This window comes from Parasphingopyxis marina (assembly GCF_014237875.1).
In the GTDB taxonomy this organism is placed as follows: Bacteria; Pseudomonadota; Alphaproteobacteria; order Sphingomonadales; family Sphingomonadaceae; genus Parasphingopyxis; species Parasphingopyxis marina.
The window spans coordinates 1,647,791-1,666,166 of sequence record NZ_JACJVJ010000001.1 but is presented as its reverse complement, the minus strand read 5'-3'; the positions used below and the strand labels follow the sequence as shown (position 1 = coordinate 1,666,166).

Sequence of the window (18,376 nt, the reverse complement as noted above, 5' to 3'; positions counted from 1 at the left end):
GATCGCCCTTATTCAAGACGGCCCTCATGCAACCGCACCAGCCGGTCCGTCTTCTTCGCCAGCCGCTCATTATGCGTCGCGATAAGCGCCGCGCTCCCTTCCTCGCGGACCAGTTTCAGGAATTCGGCGAGAACGATATCGGCCGTGGCTTCGTCGAGATTGCCGGTCGGCTCGTCGGCAAGGACGAGCGAGGGTTTGTTCGCCAGCGCCCGACCGACTGCGACGCGCTGCTGCTCGCCGCCTGAAAGCTGCGATGGACGGTGTTCGAGCCGATGCCCGAGGCCCAACCGGTTGAGCAGCGATGCTGCGCGCTTTTCGGCATCCGCATAGGTCGCGCCGCGGATCAGCTGCGGGATGACGACATTCTCCTTCGCCGAGAAATCGGGAAGAAGATGGTGGAACTGATAGACGAAACCCAGATGATCGCGCCGGATGCGGGTCCGCGCGTCGCTTTCCAGGCTTCCGACCTCTTCGCCGTCGATTGCGATCGAACCGGAAAAGCCCCCTTCGAGCAGGCCGACCGCCTGCAGCATCGTCGATTTGCCGGAACCGGACGGGCCGAGCAGCGCGACGATTTCGCCATGGCCGATGGTGAAATCGATACCGCGCAATACGTCGATCCTGACGCCGCCCTGTTCGAAGCTCCGCGCCAGCGCCTTAACGGCGAGAACCGTCTCACTCATAGCGCAGCACCTCGACAGGATCGGTGCTGGCCGCCTTGTAGGCCGGGTAGAGAGTGAAGATGAAGGCCGAACCCATCGCCAGTCCGACAATGGCCAGAACTTCGAAAGGATCGGTGCGCGCGGGCAGTTCGGTGATGAAGCGGATCGACGGATCCCAGAGATTCTGGCCGGTAAGGGTCTGCACGATTTCGACGGCGCCCTGACGGTAGCGAAGAGTCACGAAAGCAAGCAGCAGCCCGGCGATGGTACCGAGCGCGCTCGTCGTGAGGCCGATGGTGAGGAATATCTTCATCATGGAGCGCCTTGTCGCGCCCATGGTACGCAAGATGGCGATGTCGCGTTTCTTGGCCCTGACAAGCATTATCAGCGAGGACAGGATATTGAACACCGCGACAATGATGATCAGCGACAGGATGATAAACATCACGACGCGTTCGATTTCCAGCGCGTCGAACAACTCGCTATTCATCTCCCGCCAGTCCGTGACAACGGCCTGACCGGCCCAACGCGCCGCGATCGGCGCTATGATGGCGTGGACATTGTCGGGATCGACGGTGTCGATCTCTATCATGCCGACGGTGTCGCTCATCATCAAAAGGGTTTGCGCGTCCTCCATCGGCATAAGCACGAAGGCGCTGTCGAAATCATAGACGCCGACCTCGAATATTGCCCCGACATTGTAGGAAACGATGCGCGGGACGGTCCCGAAAGGCGTCGAACGGCCTTGCGGTGAAATCAGGCTGATCTGCCCGCCAACGACGGCGCCCAGAGAGACGGCCAGCCGCGATCCGATCGCGACATTCCCGCTGCCCGGCGTAAGCGCCCGCATGTCGCCTTCGATGATATTGCTGTTGAAAACCTCGTTCTCACGAATGTCGGCGGTGCGCATTCCGCGCGCCAGCACGCCTTCGACGCGCCCCGCATAGCTCGCCATCAGCGGCTGTTCGATCAGCGGAGTCGCCGAAACGACGCCCTCGGTCGCCTCCAGCTCGTCCATAATCAGTTCCCAGTCGGGCAAGCGTCCGCCATAGCCCTGAACCACGGCATGGCCGTTCAGACCCACCGTCTTGTCAAACAGCTCGGCACGAAATCCGTTCATCACGCTCATCACGACGACCAGGGCCCAGACGCCGAGCATGACGGCGACGAGGCTGATCGAGGCAACGACGAAGATGAAACGCTCGCCCTTGCCGGGCAGCAGATAGCGCTTCGCTATCATCCGCTCATGGCGGGAGAGGATCATCCCGACAGCTTTCCGATGGCGAGTTCCGGCGCTAGTTCCACGCGCTCTCCGGTCGCCCGGTTCTTGAGCTCGACCACGCCCTTTTCCAGCCCTCGGGGGCCGACGATCAGCTGCCAGGGAAGGCCGATCACATCCATCGTGGCGAATTTGGCGCCGCCCCGTTCGTCGCGATCGTCGTACAGGACCTCGACTCCGGCGGCTTCCAGCCGCGCATAGAGATCGTCGGCAGCCGCCGTGCAGGTCTCGTCGTCCGCGCGCATGTTGATAAGGCCGATCTTGTAGGGCGCCACCGACTCGGGCCAGACGATCCCGTCATCGTCATGGCTCGCCTCGATGATCGCGCCGACGAGGCGCGAAACGCCGATGCCGTAGCTGCCCATCAGCGGCGTCACCATGTCGCCGTCGGGGCCCGACACTTTGAGGCCCATCGCCTTGGAATATTTTTCGCCGAAGAAGAAGATATGGCCGACTTCGACGCCGCGGGATTCGCGCAGCGCATCGCCCATTTCCGCCTCGCGCGCCTCGTCGCGCTTTTCGTCGGTCGCGGCATAGTCGGCGGTCATCGAATCGACGAAGGCCTGCAGAGCCGCGCTGTCTTCGACATCGACCGCATAATCCTCGGCTGTGCGCGGTTGCTCCCAGCTTTCATGGAAAAACACCTCGCTCTCGCCCGACGGGGCGAGGACGATGAATTCATGGCTAAGGTCACCGCCGATCGGTCCGGTATCGGCCTGCATCGGCATCGCCCGCAGCCCCATCCGCGCGAAAGTGCGCAGATAGGCGACGAACATCTTGTTGTAGCTGATCCGTCCGCCAGCCTCGTCGAGATCGAAGCTATAGGCATCCTTCATCAGGAATTCGCGGCCGCGCATCACGCCGAAGCGCGGACGGCGCTCGTCGCGAAATTTCCACTGGATATGATAGAGATTGCGCGGCAGGTCGCGATAGCTTTTCGCGCCATCTTTGAAGAGCGATGTGATCACTTCCTCATTGGTCGGGCCATAGAGGAGATCGCGATCCGAACGATCGGCGATGCGCAGCATTTCGGGGCCATAGGCATCGTAACGGCCGCTTTCGCGCCACAGCTCGGCCGACTGGATGGTCGGCATCAGCATCTCGATCGCGCCCGCCCGGTCCTGTTCCTCGCGCACGATCTGCTCGATCTTCCTGAGCACGCGAAAGCCGAGCGGTAGCCAGGCATAGATGCCGGCCGAGGTCTGGCGGACGAGCCCGGCGCGCAGCATCAGCTTGTGGCTGATCACTTCAGCGTCGGCGGGCGTTTCCTTGGTAACGGGCAGAAAATAGCGGGATAGGCGCATGGGTTTTTGGGTCCGAATGGGGCCGTGGATGACCCGCGTCTCTAGGGCCGCGCTGCGCCGCCCGCAACCTTCTAGCGCTCCATGCTTCTGTTGCGCGATAGACACGGATTCAAAGATAATGTGGCCATGTTACCTCTAACCCCATGACAAGGGGCTGCGGTTTGGCATAGCAGTTTCGCTACGGATTACGCGCCAAACGGCCGTGGTTCAGGGAGGCTCCACCCGCTGCCCGTTTTCGAGGGGAAAAGCTGGGCGCGAACCGGGGCCAACCAAAGGGGGCTGACGAATATTCGTCACGCTTGTGCCCGGATCGAAAGGTCCGGGCACATTCGTTTCTACCTAAGACATTTCGGACGAGGCGTTTCGGGCTTTCTAGCGTCCGGGATCCGCGCACCCTATCCAGCGCATTTCCGCCGCCCAGCTATAGCCGCGAAACAGCCGGTCGAACTCCAGCGTCATAGAGTGATTGGCCGCCAGGGCACTGAGCGTATCCGCCATCTCCGCCCGCGGCGAGACGTCGAACCGGTCCAACCAGGCGAACAGCATCCGCCGGAAGGCGGGCGGCAAGCGCTCCTGCTGCCCGAAATCGACGATGTGAATTTCGCCGCGCCCGCTGAGCAGTTTCGGCAGGCCCTGCAATACGGCGCGCCAGGGCGGGATCATGGAGAGCGTGTAGGACAGGAATACGCGGTCGAACCGCGCGACGCCGAACAGCGCATCGGGATCGAATTGCGCCGCATCGCCGCAGGCAAGCATGATTCGCTCGCTCAGACATTCCTTCGCGATATTGGCGCGCGCCGTCACCAGCATCGCTTCGGAGATATCGATTCCGAAATAGCGGGCGTCGGGAAAACGGCGGGCGGCGCGGATCAGGTTGCGACCGGTGCCGCATCCGATTTCCAGCACCGAAGCGCCGGCAGGCGGCGCCATCCGGTCAACCATGCGATCGCGTCCGAGCAGATAATATTTGCGCGTGAGATCGTAGATATGCCGTTGGTGGCGATAAATCGCATCCATCCGGGCGCCGGCCTTGCCGCCGGCCAGCGCCGGTTCAATCGGCGCGTTCATAGAGATGGACGCCGCCATAGATGGAAGACCGGTCCCGGGCGGTCAGCGAGCGGGACAGTTCGTCCCGATAGGCCCAGCGCCCGAGGATACGCTCCGGCACGCGGCCCGGAAGCAGGCTCGGCTCGGCCGCCGTGCGGAACAGGACACGCGATCCCGGCCGTGCGGTGCGGGTAATCTCGGTCCAGAGCGCGGTCAGCTGATCGTCCGTCATCCAGTCCTGCGCATCGAGCAGCACATAGCGGTCGAGGCTCCCCGCCGGTTCCTCGGCCAGGAAATGCACGAAATTGGCGTGGCGTATCTCGACGCGATCGAGCCGGGAAACGACGGCGTCGTAATTGGCCTGTTCCAGATAGGGAGGAAGCGGCGCCGTCTCCGCCTTGCCATAACCCCTTCCGAAAGCCTGCCAGGCGAAATAATTGTCCGAAAACTCGAAATCGCAGGCGAGTTTTTCGAGGCGCTTCCGAAGGACATTCGCCATGCCGTCGGGATCGCCGCCCACCAGCGCTTCATATTGCGCGGGCGGAATGCCGAGGCCGAACAGCGAAGCGGGCTGGTCGGTCAGCCAGCGCACGAATTTCTTGTCGAAGATCGGTGAGAGGCGCTCCTCGAACAGCCGCCTTTGCTCCTCGCGCGTTTCCGCTTTCAGCATCTCGCGGGGATCGACGCCGTAGAGCTTCGCCACCATGTGCGCCGCGGTAATGAAATGGCCGAGCAAGCCGCGCCGGTAGAAATTGCGCGCAAATCCACCGATCCGGCGCCGGCCCAGCAGATCGCGCCGTTCCCAATAGCGCCGGCTGGTTTCGTCGAGATGCGGGCGAACATGATCGCGATAGGCGGCGATGTTGCGCCGGTCGTCTGCTCCGGCGAAAAAGCGGTGGAAGCTCGCATGGTCGGGAAGCTGCGCCGCCGCCGCGAGTTTCAGCCGGTTGAGCGCGATATGCGCGGTGTTGAGATCGACCGCGACGATCCGCTCGGGATTGGCGGTCAGATAGCTCAGCACGTTGCAGCCGCCGCTGGCGATCGTCACCAGCCGGGAATCGGGGCCCAGCTGCAAGGCTTCGAGATCGACAACCGGGTCTTCCCAGATCTGCGCATAGACAAGGCCGCGAAAGGCGAAGGTGAAGGCGCGCTCCAACAGGCCCTGCTTGCTAAGATGATCGTGCTGGTGAACGGCGCGGCGCACTTCGCCATTCCTGCCGTGCGTGCGTTTCGAACTTTCCGCGAGCCGAAGCTGTGCCATGGGCGTCTCCATCGCCCGATGCCTTTAGGGGTGCATGGTGACTGGCCGATGACGGTTTGCGGTCAATCGCGTTGCAGCGGCCGCCCATGGCTATTTCCCACGGGAGCGGTTAGCCCGAAAAGAAAACAGTTCCGGGGAGAGCGGGATGCGGGAAGACGAACGGAGCGGCATCGGTTCCGTCGGCGCGGAGAGCGTGCTGGGCGCGGGCGGGCTTGCCAAGACCAGCCCCTCCTTGTGGACCAAGCTCGCTTATGGCTTCGGTGCGATCGCCTATGGCGTCAAGGATAACGGCTTCAACTATTTCCTGCTGCTCTTCTACGCGCAGGTCATCGGGCTCGACGCGCGGCTCGTCAGTCTCGCCATCCTCATCGCGCTGATCGCCGATGCGATCAGCGATCCGGTGGTGGGATACTGGTCGGACAATTTCCGGTCGCGCTGGGGCCGCCGCCATCCCTTCATGTATGCCGCCGCCATTCCCGTCGCGGTCAGCTATTATTTTCTCTGGAACCCGCCGGTCGGGTGGAGCAGCCAAGCGCTGTTCTGGTATGTGCTGCTGCTTGCGATCCTGATCCGCACCTTCATCACCTTTTACGAGACGCCGAGCACCGCGCTCGCGCCGGAACTGACCGAGAATTACGACGAGCGCAGCTCCCTGCTCAGCTTCCGCTATTATTTCGCATGGACCGGCGGCAATGCGATGTCGGTCATCAACTTCGCGCTGATCTTTCCGGCTTTCGTGACGGCGGCGATCGCCAACGGCTCATTCAACCGGGATGCCTATGCGCTATACGGCCTGCTGTCGGCGATCCTGATCTTTGCCGCGATCATGGTGTCGACGCTCGGCACCCATTCGCGCATTCCGCATCTCAAACAACCGCCGCCCAAGCGCCGGTTGACCCTGGGGACGATCTTCCGGGAAATCGGCGAAACCTTTGCCAGCCGTTCCTTTATCGCGCTGTTCATCGCCTCGATCTTCGGCTTCGTCGCGACCGGCCTCAATGCCGGCCTGGCCTTCTATTTCACGACCTATTTCTGGGGTTTCAGCCCGCAGCAGATCGGCGTCGTCACGCTGTGCGTCTTTATTTCAGCGGTGCTCGGGGCCGTGCTCGCGCCGGTTATTTCGCGCAAATTCGGCAAGAAGCGCGGCGCGATCACCATCGGCCTGATCGCCTTTATCGGATCGCCGACGCCGATCTTCCTGCGCCTGATGGACGTGCTTCCGGGTAATGAGTCGCCCTTCATCTTCTGGTTCATCGTGCTGACGACGACGATCGATATCGGGCTGGTGATCTGCTACCAGATCCTCGCTGCCTCGATGGTCGCCGATCTCGTCGAACAGGCGGAACTCCGGACCGGGCGGCGCTCGGAAGGCATGTTCTACGCCGCCTATACCTTCATGCGAAAATGCGGGATCGGGATCGGCATCGTTATCGCCGGTTTCGTCATTTCGGCGGTCGGCCTCGCCGCCGGCGCACAACAGGGCGAAGCGAGCGATGAAACGCTATGGCTGCTCGGCGCCGTCTACGCGCCGGCCGTGCTCGCGCTCTGGCTGACGATGATCGCTATCATCAGCCAATACCGGATCGACCGGACCGAGCATGAGGAGAATCTGCGAAAGCTGGCGGAGCGTGAAGCCGGCGCCTAATCGCCCATCGCCGCAATTTCCCATAGCGCCGCGCAATCGAGAATACAGATCTTGCCCTGGTCGAGCTCGATCAACCCGGCCTCGGCCCAGGCCGAAAGCTGACGATTGATATTTTCGCGGCTGATACCGACGAAATGGCCGAGTTCGCTCTGGCTGATGTCGATCTTGAGCTTCTGGTTCGCGGCTTCGGCGTCGGTAAGGCGCTGGAGATAGCGTGCGAGCCGGGGCCCGGCCGAAAAGGCGCGGTCGCTTTCGACCGTCGTATTCATCTGGCGAAGCCGCCGTGCCATTTCCTGCAGCATGCGGAGCGCGACGGTCGGGTTCTGAAAGATGAAATCCTCGGCCTGGGATCGGGTCAGGTGCATGATGCTGCCATCGTCGACCATCGTTACCGTCGCCGTCCGGTCGCCCCCGTCGAGCAGAGCGATCTCGCCGATCACCGTGCCCGGCCCCAGATAATCGAGCACGATTTCCCGGCCGTTCGCCGCCACCATGTTCACCCGCGCCGTGCCGGTGACGAGAATGATCGCCGAATCGCCCGGATCGCCCTGATGGATCAATATCTCTCGCTTCGCCGCGAATTCGAGCTTGGTGCGCTCCAACAGATCGTCGAGCTGTTCCTCCGTGCAGGCCGCAAGAAGCGAGCCTTTCGGCAGGATCGCGAGAAGATCCTGCGCTTTCATCCGATCGACTGCCATATGTCCCTCCTTTGATCAGGATGCGACCCGGCGATCCTTGCGACTAGACCAGCCGCGACTGTCTTACCGCCGCTTCTATGAAGCTTGCAAATAGCGGATGCGGATCGAAGGGGCGGGACTTGAGTTCCGGGTGGAACTGGACGCCGATAAACCAGTCATGATCGGGCCGCTCGACGATCTCGGGCAGTTGGCCGTCCGGGGACATGCCGGAAAAAACGAGGCCGCCCTTTTCGAGATTCGGCATATAATGGGTGTTGACCTCGTACCGGTGACGGTGGCGTTCGCTGATCATCTCGCTGCCGTAGATTGTCCCGACATGGCTGTTGCCGTCGAGCTTCGCCTCATAGGCGCCGAGGCGCATCGTGCCGCCCAGATCGCCGCCTGCCTCGCGTTTCTGGATACCCTCTTCGCTCATCCATTCGGTGATCAGCCCGACCACCGGCTCTTCGGTGTCTCCGAATTCGGTCGAGGACGCGTTCTCGATGCCGCCAAGGTTACGCACCCCCTCGATGCACGCCATCTGCATGCCGAAACAAATGCCGAAATACGGCACGTTGCGTTCGCGCGCGAAGCGGACCGCCGCGATCTTCCCTTCCGCGCCGCGCTCGCCGAACGCGCCGGGGACGAGGATCGCGTGCATCGGCTCGAGCTGCGCCGCGATATCGCTTTCCTCTTCCTCGAACAGTTCGGCGTCGATCCATTTGATATGAACCTTCACCCGGTTGGCGATGCCGCCATGGACGAGCGCTTCGTTGAGCGATTTATAGGCGTCCTGCAGGCCGACATATTTGCCGACGACCCCGATGGTCACCTCGCCTTCGGGGTTTTCGAGCCGGTCGTTGATATCGAGCCAGGTGGTGAGATCCGGCTCTTCCGCTTCCTCGATACCGAAGGCGGCGAGAACTTCGTCGTCAAGGCCCGCCTCGTGATAGGTCAGCGGCACCGCATAGATGCTGGGCGCGTCGAGCGCCGGGATGACCGCGCTTTTGCGAACATTGCAGAAAGCCGCGATCTTCGCGCGTTCGCTGTCGGGCAGCGGATGTTCGCAGCGGCAGACCAGCACTTCGGGCTGGATGCCGAGCGAGGTCAGCTCGCGGACGCTGTGCTGGGTCGGCTTGGTCTTGAGTTCTCCGGCAGCGGCGATGAACGGTACCAATGTCGTGTGGATCGAGACCGACTGACCGCGGCCCAGCTCGTTCCTCAGCTGTCGGATGGCCTCCATGAAGGGCAGGCTCTCGATATCGCCGACCGTGCCGCCGATCTCGCACAGCACGAAATCGATATCGCCGAGATCGGCCTTGGCGAAATCCTTGATCGCGTCGGTGACGTGCGGGATCACCTGGACGGTTGCGCCGAGATAGTCGCCGCGCCGTTCCTTGGTGATGATCGTCTGGTAGATGCGGCCCGAAGTGACATTGTCGGACTGCCGCGCCGAAACGCCGGTAAAGCGCTCATAATGGCCAAGATCGAGATCGGTCTCCGCGCCATCGTCGGTCACATAGACCTCGCCATGCTGATAGGGCGACATCGTACCCGGATCGACATTCAGATAGGGATCGAATTTTCGGATGCGGACCTTGTAGCCACGCGCCTGAAGGAGGGCAGCGAGACTTGCTGCCATGAGACCCTTGCCAAGCGATGAGACCACGCCGCCGGTGATAAATATGAACCGCGCCATGGGAGGAAAGGGTTACGCAGGATTGCGGTGAAAGGGCAAGATGCCGAATCCGCAGCTTACGAATAATTTGTGAGTAAGCGCCGGAACCGCGGTTTATTCTGCCGCGCCATCCTCTGCCGGGGCGGCCGTGTCGCTGGCTTCCGACTGGCCGGCGATGCTGCCGAGGATATCGTTGTCCACGGGCGAAGCCGCACCATTGGCAGGCGCCGCGGGGGCCGTTGCCGGCGCTTCGGACTGGGTGACCGGCGCAAGATCGCTTTCGAAAGCGGATCCATGCTGGCGCTGCGTGGCGAGACCGGCGAGCAGGATGCTCAGCCCGACAAAAGCGGCCGCGGTGAGCCCGGTTGCCCGCGTCAGGAAATCGGCTTGCCCGCGCGCCGTCATCAGGCCGGACGACGATCCGCCAACGCCCAGGCCACCGCCTTCCGAGCGCTGCATGAGAATCAGGGTCACAAGCACGAAAGCGACGACCACTTGAACGACGAGCAGGAAGGTGAAAATCATGATCTGGTCTCTAGAAATGTCGGCGGCGGATTATCCGCCCCAAGTCTCTTCGCCGCGCGAGATAGGCGTTTCGGGCGCAAGGTTCAAGCGAGCGCTGCCGCGGCCTCGATGATCGGCACGAACTTGTCATGGCTAAGGCTTGCCCCGCCGACCAGACCGCCATCGACATTGTCTATAGCCAGCAAGTCCGCCGCATTGTCGCCGTTCATCGATCCGCCATAAAGAATGCGAATGCCCCCGGCTGCATCGCCGATCATATCGGCCAGCTCTTTGCGGATCGTCGCGTGCATGGCGGCGACGTCGTCGAGCGTCGGAATGCGCCCGGTGCCGATCGCCCAGATCGGTTCATAGGCGACGACCAGCCAGTCGCCGGCGGCATGCCGCGGCACGGAGCGCCCGACCTGCGCCATCACCACGTCTTCCGCCCTGCCCGCGTCGCGCTCGTCCTCGGTCTCCCCGACACAGACGATTGCGGTCAGGCCATGCCGGTGGACAGCCTCGGCCTTGCCGCGGATCAGCCGGTCGGTCTCGCACTGTTCGTCGCGGCGCTCGCTATGGCCGACGATCACGCATTTTGCGCCGGCTTCGATCAGCATCGGGGCAGACAGGCAACCGGTGTGCGCGCCGCGATCCTCCGCATGACAATCCTGTGCGCCGATCATCAGGTCCGGCGTGCGCTGGACAGCCGGCGCGATCAGCGTCGCCGGCGTGCAGATCGCGACATCGACCTGCGGATGGGCCTTGGCGGCCTTTTCGATACCGTGAAGTTCGCGCAGATGATCCAGATGGCCGTTCATCTTCCAATTGCCGGCCACGAATTTGCGTCTTGTCATGTGCGAAATCGCCTCGCTGTCGCTGTTGAAGCCTGTTCAGACTCCGCCTGATAGCGGCGCCCGCACGCCCTGCCAAATCGCGCTTCCACGCTTGAAGCCGCGCGCGCACACCCCTAAAGCACGGGCTGTTTTCGAAGAAGCCAGGCGAGAGCGCTTACTCCATGATCACTTTTTTCCGCAGACTGTTCAATACGAAGCTCGGCGTCGTCATTGCGATGCTGTTCGTCGCGCTGATCGCCCTCGCCTTCGGTCTTGCCGATATCAGCGCGCCGGGCGGTATGTTCTCGGGCGGCGGCACGACCGTGGCCAGCGTCAACGGCACCGATGTCGACGAGGATCGCGTCGCCCTGATGGCTCAACGCGCGCTCGACAATGCGCGGACCGAGCAACCCAATGCGAATATGGGCGACTTCATCGATTCCGGTGCGCTCAACGACGTGATCGACCAATATGTCCGCAGCGAAGCCCTGCGCATGTTCGCGAACGATCACGGCATCCTTGTCAGCGACGATCTCGTCAACGCCGCGATCCGGGATATCCCGGCCTTTCAGGGGCTGACCGGCGAATTCGACGAGCCGAGCTTCCGCCAGGTGATTGCGGCGCAAGGGCTGAGCGAAGCCGAGGTCCGCGAAGATCTGGCGCGGCAGGCCCTGCTCCGCGTGCTGATGGGCCCGCTCGGCGCATCGCCGCACGTCACGCTGACCGTCGCGCGGCCTTATGCGAGCCTGCTGCCGGAAGAACGTAGCGGCCAGGTCGCCGCCATTCCCTCGAGCGCGATACCGGAAGGCAACCCGCCGACCGCGGCCGAGATCAACGCCTTCTATCAGGACAATATCGATCGCTATACGCTGCCCGACCGACGGGCCGTGCGCTATGCAGTCTTCACGCGGACCAGTATCGACATCCCGGCACCGAGCGAAGAGGATATACGCGCCTATTACGAAGACAATGACGAACGCTATGCGGGCAGTGAAACCCGCTCGTTCCAGCAGATCATCCTCGCGGACGAGGCCGATGCCCGGGCCTTTTACCAGGCGGTAAATGGCGGCGCAGATTTTGCGGCGCAGGCGGCGCAGCGGGGCTTTGCGGCGGGATCGCTCAATGTCAGCGGGCAGACGCAGGACGCCTTCCAGCGTACGACATCGCAGGACATTGCCGCTGCCGCCTTTCGTGCCAATGAAGGTGCGCTCCTCCAGCCAATGCGGTCCGGCCTCGGTTGGCACGTTATCCGCGTTTCCGACATCGTCACCCGCGGCGCAACGCCGCTCGGCAATGTGCGCCCCGAGATCGTCGCGACCCTGCGCGAAGAGGCGACGGTGGCCGCGCTCGGCGCCTATTATGAGGAAATCGAGAGCGCGATCGAGGACGGCGCCTCGTTCGAGGAAGTCATCGAAGCCAAGGACCTTACCATCCAGTCGACGCCGCTGCTGACATCGGCCGGCCTCGCGCCCGACCAGCCCGGGTACCGCCCTACCGCCGATCTCCAGCCGATCCTGCAGCTTGCCTTCACGCTGGGCGAAGGCGACGATCCCGAACTCGTGCAGCTCGAGGAGAATCAGCGCTACGCCCTCGTCCAGGTGACCCGCGTAGCCTCCCGCGCACCGCGCGCGCTCGCCAGCATCCAGCCGGCCGTGACCCGCGATTTCCTGCTGGACCGCCAGGCCCGCCGGGCCCGCGAGATCGCCGACGGCATCGTCGCCCGCGTCAATGCGGGCCAGTCGCTGGCCGAAGCGATGCAGGAGGTCGAGATCGACCTGCCGCGCCCCCTGCCCGCCCGGGCCACCCGGCAGGCGGTATCGCGGCCCGACGCCAATATCCCCGAACCGGTGCGCCTGATGTTCCGCATGGCCGAAAACACGGCCAAGCTCATCCGGCTGCCGCTGGACCAGGGCTGGTATGTCGTGGTGCTCGAAGCGATCGAGAGCGACGAGGACCGCGTGACGCCCGAAATGGTGCGCCGAACGGCCGAACAGTTCGAAGGCGTGACCGGTGAGGAATATTCCGAACAGTTCATCAACGCCGTGCTCGTCGACTATCCGGTGACGCGCAACGAAGAGGCGATCGCCGCGCTCGCCGAACGGCTGCGGACCGGCCGCGCCAATTAGGATGGGTTTTTCGACATGAGCGGGCGCGCCGAGGCCATCGCGGCGCTGGAGGCCGGCCGCCCGGCGCTGATCTGGCGGCAGCAGCTCGCCGATCTCGATACGCCGATCGGCGCCGCGCTGAAGCTCATCGAGCCGGGGCGCGGCGATTTCATCCTGGAATCGGTGGAGGGCGGCAATGTTCGCGGCCGCCACACCTATGTCGGCCTGGCGCCCGATCTCGTCTTCCGCGCGCAAGGCGAGCAGGCCGAGATCAACCGCCACTGGCTCGCCGACGCCGCAGCCTTCGAACCGGTCGACGAAAAAAGCCCCGATGCGCTGCGCGATCTCGTCGCCGAATGCCGGATGGACCTGCCCGAAGGCCTGCCGCGCTCGCTCGCCTGCCTGGTCGGCTATTTCGGCTATGAGACGATCGGCCTGATCGAAACGCTTCCGCGTCCCGCCGACAATCCCCTGCACGTGCCGGACATGCTGTTCGTGCGGCCGACCCTGATCCTGATCTTCGACCGGCTGGAAGACACGCTGCATCTGGTCGCGCCGATCTGGGGCACCGATGCCGACGATGGGGAGGATGCGGCGGAAAAGGCTGTGGACAAGGCCGTGGAATGCATCGAAACCGCCGCCGCGCGGCTCAATGCGCCCTATCTGCCGCGCCACCGCAAGCCGCCCGAACTGCCGGACATCGCGCCCAGCCCGACCATGGCCGAGGGACAGTATGAGGCGATGGTCGCCCGCGCGAAGGACTATATCCATGCCGGGGACATCTTCCAGGTGGTGCTGGCCCAGCGCTTCACCCAGCCCTTCCCGCTGCCGCCGATCGACCTTTACCGCTCGCTCAGGCGGATCAACCCCTCGCCTTTCCTCTATTATCTGGACCTGCCGGGCTTTGCGCTGATCGGATCGAGCCCCGAAATCCTCGTCCGCGCGCGCGACGGCGAAGTCACGATCCGGCCGATCGCCGGCACCCGCCCGCGCGGCAAGACCGCAAGCGAGGACGCCGCCAACCGCGAAAGCCTGCTCGCCGATCCCAAGGAACGCGCCGAGCATCTGATGCTGCTCGACTTGGGGCGCAACGATGTCGGCCGGGTGGCCGAAGCAGGCAGCGTCACCGTCACCGACAGCTATGGCGTCGAAATGTACAGCCATGTCATGCACATCGTTTCGAACGTCGTCGGCAAGCTCTCGCCCGATCACGACGCGCTCGACGCCCTGTTCGCGGGCTTCCCGGCGGGCACGGTTTCCGGCGCGCCCAAGGTCCGCGCCTGCGAGATCATCGCCGAACTCGAACCCGAAACGCGCGGCGCCTATGCCGGCGGCGTCGGCTATTTCTCGCCCGATGGCGGCATGGACAGCTGCATCGTGCTGAGGACCGCCGTCGTCAAAGACGATGTCATGCACGTCCAGGCCGGTGCCGGCATCGTCGCCGACAGCGATCCCGAATACGAACAGCGCGAATGCGAGCACAAGGCCGGGGCGCTCTTTGCCGCGGCCAAGGACGCCATCGAGCGCGCGGACGAACCGGGATTCGGGCAGTAACGCCTGACGTTCACCCCTCTCACTACGACATTCGTCGGAAATATATTGCCGAGCGGGTCGCCTCGCCATAGCCCGATCCCCGAATAGGGGAGAAATCGATGCTCAGATTCTGTTTGTCCGCGCTTGCGCTTGCAGTGCTGCCGCTCGCCGCTCAGGCCGCCGAGCCCCGCGCGATCGCCAACACCGTCGCCGAGGCGATCGAAGGCAATTATTTCGACGAAAACCGGGCGGTGGAAATTGCCGATACGGTAAGACGCCGCGCGCAAAGCGGCGCGCTCGACGGCATCGAGAACCCGCTTTCGCTGGCATCCGCGCTCACCGCGATCATCGAGCCCTTTGACGGCCATTTCCGCGTCACCTGGGCCTCGCCCGCCGAAGCCGGGGACAGCGAAGAAGAGGCGAGCGAAAATCCGGCAGGCCGCTCACTCTATGGCTTTGGCGATCAGATACGCCGGGCCGGCTATGGCTTTGCGACCGTCTCCATCCTGCCGGGCAATATCGGCTATATCGAGATGACCAATTTTGCGGATATCGATTTCGACGACCCGGCCGATCCGGCAAAACGCGCGGCCGATGCCGCATTGGCGCTCATCGCAGCGAGCGACGCCGTCATCATCGACCTCCGGACCAATGGCGGGGGATCCCCGGCGATGGTCGGCTATCTGGTCAGCGCCTTCACACCGGCGGGCGCGCCCATCTACAATGAATTCCAGTATCGCGGCGGCAGCGCGAGCGAAGCCCCGGGCGTCTATTACGCGGCCCCGCGGCTCGAAACGCCGCTCTACATCGTCACCAGCGCGCGTACCGGTTCGGCAGCCGAGGCGCTGCCTTATACGCTGCAGGCGGCGGATCGCGCCGTTGTCGTCGGCGAGGCGACGGCGGGCGGCGCCAACCCCGGCGGCACGATCGATGTCGGCGAGGGTTTCACCGTGTTCGTTTCGAACGGCTCTCCGGTAAACCCGATCACCGGCGGCAACTGGGAAGGCAGCGGAGTCGTGCCCGATGTGGAAGTGCCTGCGGAAGATGCCCTGCGGCACGCGCAGATACTCGCGCTCGATGCGCTCGCGAGCCGCGTCGATGCCGCCTATCGCAACGATATCGCCTGGTCCCGCGCGGCGCTGGAAGCCGACGAAAGCGCGGAGAACAGTGCCGATCTGGCAGCGCTCGCGGGAAGCTACGGGCCCTATCGCATCGAAGCGGCGGACGATGGATTGCTGCTGCACCAGGGCCGGCGGCCGGTCAAACGCCTTGGCCGGGTATCCGGCGATCTGTTTTTCGAAAGAGCCAATCCGTTGATACGCTATCGGTTCGTGCGCGAAGACGGGGCCGTCTTGGCGCTCGAAACCCATTTCGCGAGCGGCGACCTTCGCCGGCAGGAACGCGAATAGCGCGGCTCAATAGTCCGGCAACTCCACCTGATCGGTCAGCCCTTGCCCCAGCGCCATGTCCGCCACGAAGGGCAGCCCCATCGCTTTCGTCACCCAGTTGCGGAAGGTGATTCCCAGCTGCGTCTTCGGCGCGAACGCCCCGGCGAAGCGGCGCGCGGCTTTCTGCTTTTCGGCAAGGAAAGGCTGGAGCAGCGCCTCGTATCGCGCGAACGCCGCCTCATGGTTTCCGCCGGCCCGGCCCAGCTCGCGCCCCAATTCTCCGGCCAACACATAGCCGCCGATTATCGCCAGCGCCGAGCCCTGCCCGGCGAGGAAGGACGGCGCGAAGGCCGCGTCGCCGACCAGCGCCGTGCGGCCCCCGGACCAGCGCTCCATCCGCACCTGGCTGACCGTGTCCATGTAGAGATCGCGGCAGCCGTCGAGCGCGTCCAGCATCGCCGGCACTTCCCAACGCATCTTGCCGAACGTGTTGCGCAGCAGCGCCTTCTGGATCACCTCGCCATGCGGGATCGCGTTCGATGCCGGCTCCCACCAGATCAGCAGGATCAGCGTCGATCCGTCGCGCAGGGCGAAGCGCGCGGCCTGCATGCCGGGCTCGCTGTGCATGATATAAGCGTCCGGCGCGCGCGGCTCGTAGCCATCGACGATATAGGCGGCAAACTTGTAATCGAGATAGATCTCGAAACGCTCGTGCGGGCCGAAAACGCGCTTGCGGGTTTGCGAACGGATACCCTCTGCACCGATGACGAGATCGAAACGGCGTTCCGCGCCGCTCTTGAAGGTCACGTTCACGGCGTCGCCATCGTCGATCTGCGTGGCGATCCGGTCCCCGAACAGCATCTCCGCCCTGCCCTCCACCGCCCGGTTGAGCGCCAGCGACAATTCGCCGCGCGGCAGGCTGACGAAACGGCCGCCGGTCGCGCGGTCGAAAATCTCGGTCTTGAAACCGCCCCTGCGGCGCCCGTCGTCGCCGACCATCCGCACTTCGCCGACCTGGTATCCGGCTTCGAGAAGATCGGGCATCAGCCCCATCTTCTCGGCAATGTCGTATCCCTTGCCCCAGAAATCGATGACATATCCGCCCGAACGCGGCGCCGGAGCCTCCTCGACCACCGTCGGCGCAAAGCCGTGTTCGGCCAGCCACCAAGCCGTTGCCGGGCCGGCTATGCCCGCGCCGCTGATCAGAATATCCATCGCGCCGTTCTAACGATCCGCACGCCGAGCCGCCAGTCGCGGAAAAGCGTTGCAATCCGCCTATGTGTATTATAAGAATAATACAGTAAGGGAAGCGGAGGAAACAGGTGAAGACATTCGGAACCGGGCTGCTGCTGTTCCTGTTCGTCGCTTCGGCGATCGGCGGATGGGTTTTCTTCAATCCCGGTCCGCCCGACCTGCGCGCCGCGATCGACACCACCCCCGAACCCATCGACGAACGCAGCGGCGTCTATACCAGCGCCGACGGGGCGCAGCATCGGCTCGTGCTGCCTGCGCTGGATCGCGACTTCTATCGTTTCAACCTCGATCGCTGGGAAGCGGCCGAACATATCGGCGCCGCGGAGCTTGCCGACGGCCCGCTCGTCCGCTCCGGCACCCAGCCTTACCGGGTCCGCACCCTGTCCATCGGCGATCCTGAAATCCTCGAAGCATGGATATTCGAACCCGAGGAGATTTCGGGAACCGGCATCGTGATCCTCCACGGCTCGGGCGATTCGGACCGGTCCAACGGATGGTACGCCCTGCTCGCCGATCATCTGGCGCGCGCCGGCCATGTCGTGATCCTTCCCGACAAGCGCGGATCGGGCCGATCGGGCGGGGATTGGCGCAACGCCCCCTTCTCGCTGCTCGCGCAGGACGGCAAGCGCTGGCTGGGAATGTTGCGCGAAGAGGCGCCGGATCTTCCCGCTTATGGCTTTGTCGGCGTGAGCCAGGGCGGCACCATCGCCCCCGAAGCGGCGCGGATCGCCGAAGCCGATTTCGCCGTCGCGCTGAGCGCAGCGGCGACAGACATGGCGGAACAGCTTCGCTTGGAGGTCGGCAACGGCGTGCGCGAAGGCGCGCCGGGATTTCTCCAGGGCCTGCTCACCTCCGCCTTCACCGCCCGCGCCAAGCGCCGCCAGCCGGGTTTCTGGGCCGCCAACGGCGATTACAACATGCTCGAACAATGGGAAGAATGGCACGGACCCTTCTTCCTCGCGCTCGGCGAAGAGGATGAAAGCGATAACGTGCCCGTCACCGAGAGCGTGAGGCGGCTCGAGGCACTTCCGGAAGGCCAGCGGCCCGATTGGCGCGTCTATCCCGGGGTCGGCCATGCACTGATGCGCGAGAACCGTTTCCTGCCGGACTTCGAACGCGATCTGTTCGGCTGGCTCGCGCGTTTTTCGGGCGGCGACGGCACCGCCTGAACGAAAAAGCCCCCGGCCGTTTCCGGCCAGGGGCTCT

The 18,376-nt window shown here is 64.0% G+C and carries 15 protein-coding genes; 5 read left to right on the top strand and 10 right to left on the bottom strand.

Going from position 1 to position 18,376, the window contains the following annotated elements:
- Positions 1–8: 8 nt before the first annotated feature.
- The 5 genes from H6P80_RS08340 to H6P80_RS08320 all read right to left on the bottom strand — a co-directional run bounded on the left by H6P80_RS08340 (position 9) and on the right by H6P80_RS08320 (position 5,553).
- Complete coding sequence (locus tag H6P80_RS08340; RefSeq protein WP_185800825.1) at positions 9–683, bottom strand: ABC transporter ATP-binding protein; 675 nt, start codon at positions 681–683, stop codon at positions 9–11.
- On the bottom strand, positions 676–1,926 hold the full coding sequence (locus H6P80_RS08335) for a lipoprotein-releasing ABC transporter permease subunit (RefSeq protein WP_185800824.1): 1,251 nt from the start codon (positions 1,924–1,926) through the stop codon (positions 676–678). Before H6P80_RS08335 ends, H6P80_RS08340 begins: the two co-directional genes overlap by 8 nt.
- On the bottom strand, positions 1,923–3,245 hold the full coding sequence (gene proS / locus H6P80_RS08330) for a proline--tRNA ligase (RefSeq protein WP_185800823.1): 1,323 nt from the start codon (positions 3,243–3,245) through the stop codon (positions 1,923–1,925). Before proS ends, H6P80_RS08335 begins: the two co-directional genes overlap by 4 nt.
- A gap of 372 nt (positions 3,246–3,617) precedes the next feature.
- Positions 3,618–4,313, bottom strand: coding sequence for a class I SAM-dependent methyltransferase (locus H6P80_RS08325; RefSeq protein ID WP_185800822.1), 696 nt, complete (start codon positions 4,311–4,313; stop codon positions 3,618–3,620).
- Positions 4,297–5,553 (bottom strand): DUF3419 family protein, encoded by a 1,257-nt coding sequence (locus H6P80_RS08320; protein WP_185800821.1) that lies wholly within the window; start codon positions 5,551–5,553, stop codon positions 4,297–4,299. Before H6P80_RS08320 ends, H6P80_RS08325 begins: the two co-directional genes overlap by 17 nt.
- 145 nt (positions 5,554–5,698) lie before the next feature.
- On the opposite strand from H6P80_RS08320, the gene H6P80_RS08315 reads away from it, so the two are divergent.
- The gene (locus H6P80_RS08315; protein WP_185800820.1) at positions 5,699–7,198 is read left to right on the top strand and encodes an MFS transporter; all 1,500 of its coding nucleotides are present in this window, start codon (positions 5,699–5,701) and stop codon (positions 7,196–7,198) included.
- Here H6P80_RS08315 and H6P80_RS08310 read toward each other — a convergent pair.
- The 4 genes from H6P80_RS08310 to tpiA form a co-directional block, all read right to left on the bottom strand.
- Complete coding sequence (locus H6P80_RS08310) at positions 7,195–7,896, bottom strand: Crp/Fnr family transcriptional regulator (protein ID WP_235973749.1); 702 nt, start codon at positions 7,894–7,896, stop codon at positions 7,195–7,197. The two genes, H6P80_RS08315 and H6P80_RS08310, sit on opposite strands and share 4 nt — an antisense overlap.
- A gap of 43 nt (positions 7,897–7,939) precedes the next feature.
- The gene (locus H6P80_RS08305) at positions 7,940–9,574 is read right to left on the bottom strand and encodes a CTP synthase (protein WP_185800819.1); all 1,635 of its coding nucleotides are present in this window, start codon (positions 9,572–9,574) and stop codon (positions 7,940–7,942) included.
- 93 nt (positions 9,575–9,667) lie between these two features.
- Positions 9,668–10,075: a preprotein translocase subunit SecG gene (secG, locus tag H6P80_RS08300; RefSeq protein WP_185801026.1), complete on the bottom strand. Its 408-nt coding sequence runs from the start codon at positions 10,073–10,075 to the stop codon at positions 9,668–9,670.
- Between the two features lie 86 nt (positions 10,076–10,161).
- On the bottom strand, positions 10,162–10,911 hold the full coding sequence (gene tpiA / locus H6P80_RS08295) for a triose-phosphate isomerase (RefSeq protein WP_185800818.1): 750 nt from the start codon (positions 10,909–10,911) through the stop codon (positions 10,162–10,164).
- Between the two features lie 161 nt (positions 10,912–11,072).
- Between tpiA and H6P80_RS08290 the strand changes: the two genes are divergently transcribed.
- From H6P80_RS08290 to H6P80_RS08280, 3 genes are all read left to right on the top strand, one after another.
- The gene (locus H6P80_RS08290) at positions 11,073–13,016 is read left to right on the top strand and encodes a peptidyl-prolyl cis-trans isomerase (RefSeq protein WP_185800817.1); all 1,944 of its coding nucleotides are present in this window, start codon (positions 11,073–11,075) and stop codon (positions 13,014–13,016) included.
- Positions 13,017–13,031: 15 nt separating this feature from the next.
- A complete protein-coding gene (gene trpE, locus H6P80_RS08285; RefSeq protein ID WP_185800816.1) occupies positions 13,032–14,549 on the top strand; it encodes an anthranilate synthase component I in 1,518 nt (505 codons plus the stop codon).
- 98 nt (positions 14,550–14,647) lie between these two features.
- Positions 14,648–15,937 carry a S41 family peptidase gene (locus tag H6P80_RS08280; RefSeq protein ID WP_185800815.1) on the top strand — a complete coding sequence of 430 codons (1,290 nt, stop codon included), beginning with the start codon at positions 14,648–14,650 and terminating at the stop codon, positions 15,935–15,937.
- Positions 15,938–15,943: 6 nt separating this feature from the next.
- On the opposite strand, the gene H6P80_RS08275 is transcribed toward H6P80_RS08280, so the two are convergent.
- Positions 15,944–17,131 (bottom strand): FAD-binding domain, encoded by a 1,188-nt coding sequence (locus tag H6P80_RS08275; protein WP_185800814.1) that lies wholly within the window; start codon positions 17,129–17,131, stop codon positions 15,944–15,946.
- Positions 17,132–17,238: 107 nt separating this feature from the next.
- Here H6P80_RS08275 and H6P80_RS16505 point away from each other — a divergent pair, with 107 nt between their 5' ends.
- Positions 17,239–18,339, top strand: coding sequence for an alpha/beta hydrolase (locus H6P80_RS16505; RefSeq protein ID WP_185800813.1), 1,101 nt, complete (start codon positions 17,239–17,241; stop codon positions 18,337–18,339).
- Positions 18,340–18,376 lie beyond the last annotated feature (37 nt).

Coding starts and splice junctions, on each gene's coding strand:
- H6P80_RS08310 (WP_235973749.1), bottom strand. CDS start 7,896: ATGGCAGTCGATCGGATGAAAGCGCAGGATCTTCTCGCGATCCTGCCG.
- H6P80_RS08290 (WP_185800817.1), top strand. CDS start 11,073: ATGATCACTTTTTTCCGCAGACTGTTCAATACGAAGCTCGGCGTCGTC.
- H6P80_RS08335 (WP_185800824.1), bottom strand. CDS start 1,926: ATGATCCTCTCCCGCCATGAGCGGATGATAGCGAAGCGCTATCTGCTG.
- H6P80_RS08305 (WP_185800819.1), bottom strand. CDS start 9,574: ATGGCGCGGTTCATATTTATCACCGGCGGCGTGGTCTCATCGCTTGGC.
- H6P80_RS08340 (WP_185800825.1), bottom strand. CDS start 683: ATGAGTGAGACGGTTCTCGCCGTTAAGGCGCTGGCGCGGAGCTTCGAA.
- proS (WP_185800823.1), bottom strand. CDS start 3,245: ATGCGCCTATCCCGCTATTTTCTGCCCGTTACCAAGGAAACGCCCGCC.
- H6P80_RS08315 (WP_185800820.1), top strand. CDS start 5,699: ATGCGGGAAGACGAACGGAGCGGCATCGGTTCCGTCGGCGCGGAGAGC.
- H6P80_RS08325 (WP_185800822.1), bottom strand. CDS start 4,313: ATGAACGCGCCGATTGAACCGGCGCTGGCCGGCGGCAAGGCCGGCGCC.
- H6P80_RS08280 (WP_185800815.1), top strand. CDS start 14,648: ATGCTCAGATTCTGTTTGTCCGCGCTTGCGCTTGCAGTGCTGCCGCTC.
- H6P80_RS08320 (WP_185800821.1), bottom strand. CDS start 5,553: ATGGCACAGCTTCGGCTCGCGGAAAGTTCGAAACGCACGCACGGCAGG.
- H6P80_RS08275 (WP_185800814.1), bottom strand. CDS start 17,131: ATGGATATTCTGATCAGCGGCGCGGGCATAGCCGGCCCGGCAACGGCT.
- tpiA (WP_185800818.1), bottom strand. CDS start 10,911: ATGACAAGACGCAAATTCGTGGCCGGCAATTGGAAGATGAACGGCCAT.
- trpE (WP_185800816.1), top strand. CDS start 13,032: ATGAGCGGGCGCGCCGAGGCCATCGCGGCGCTGGAGGCCGGCCGCCCG.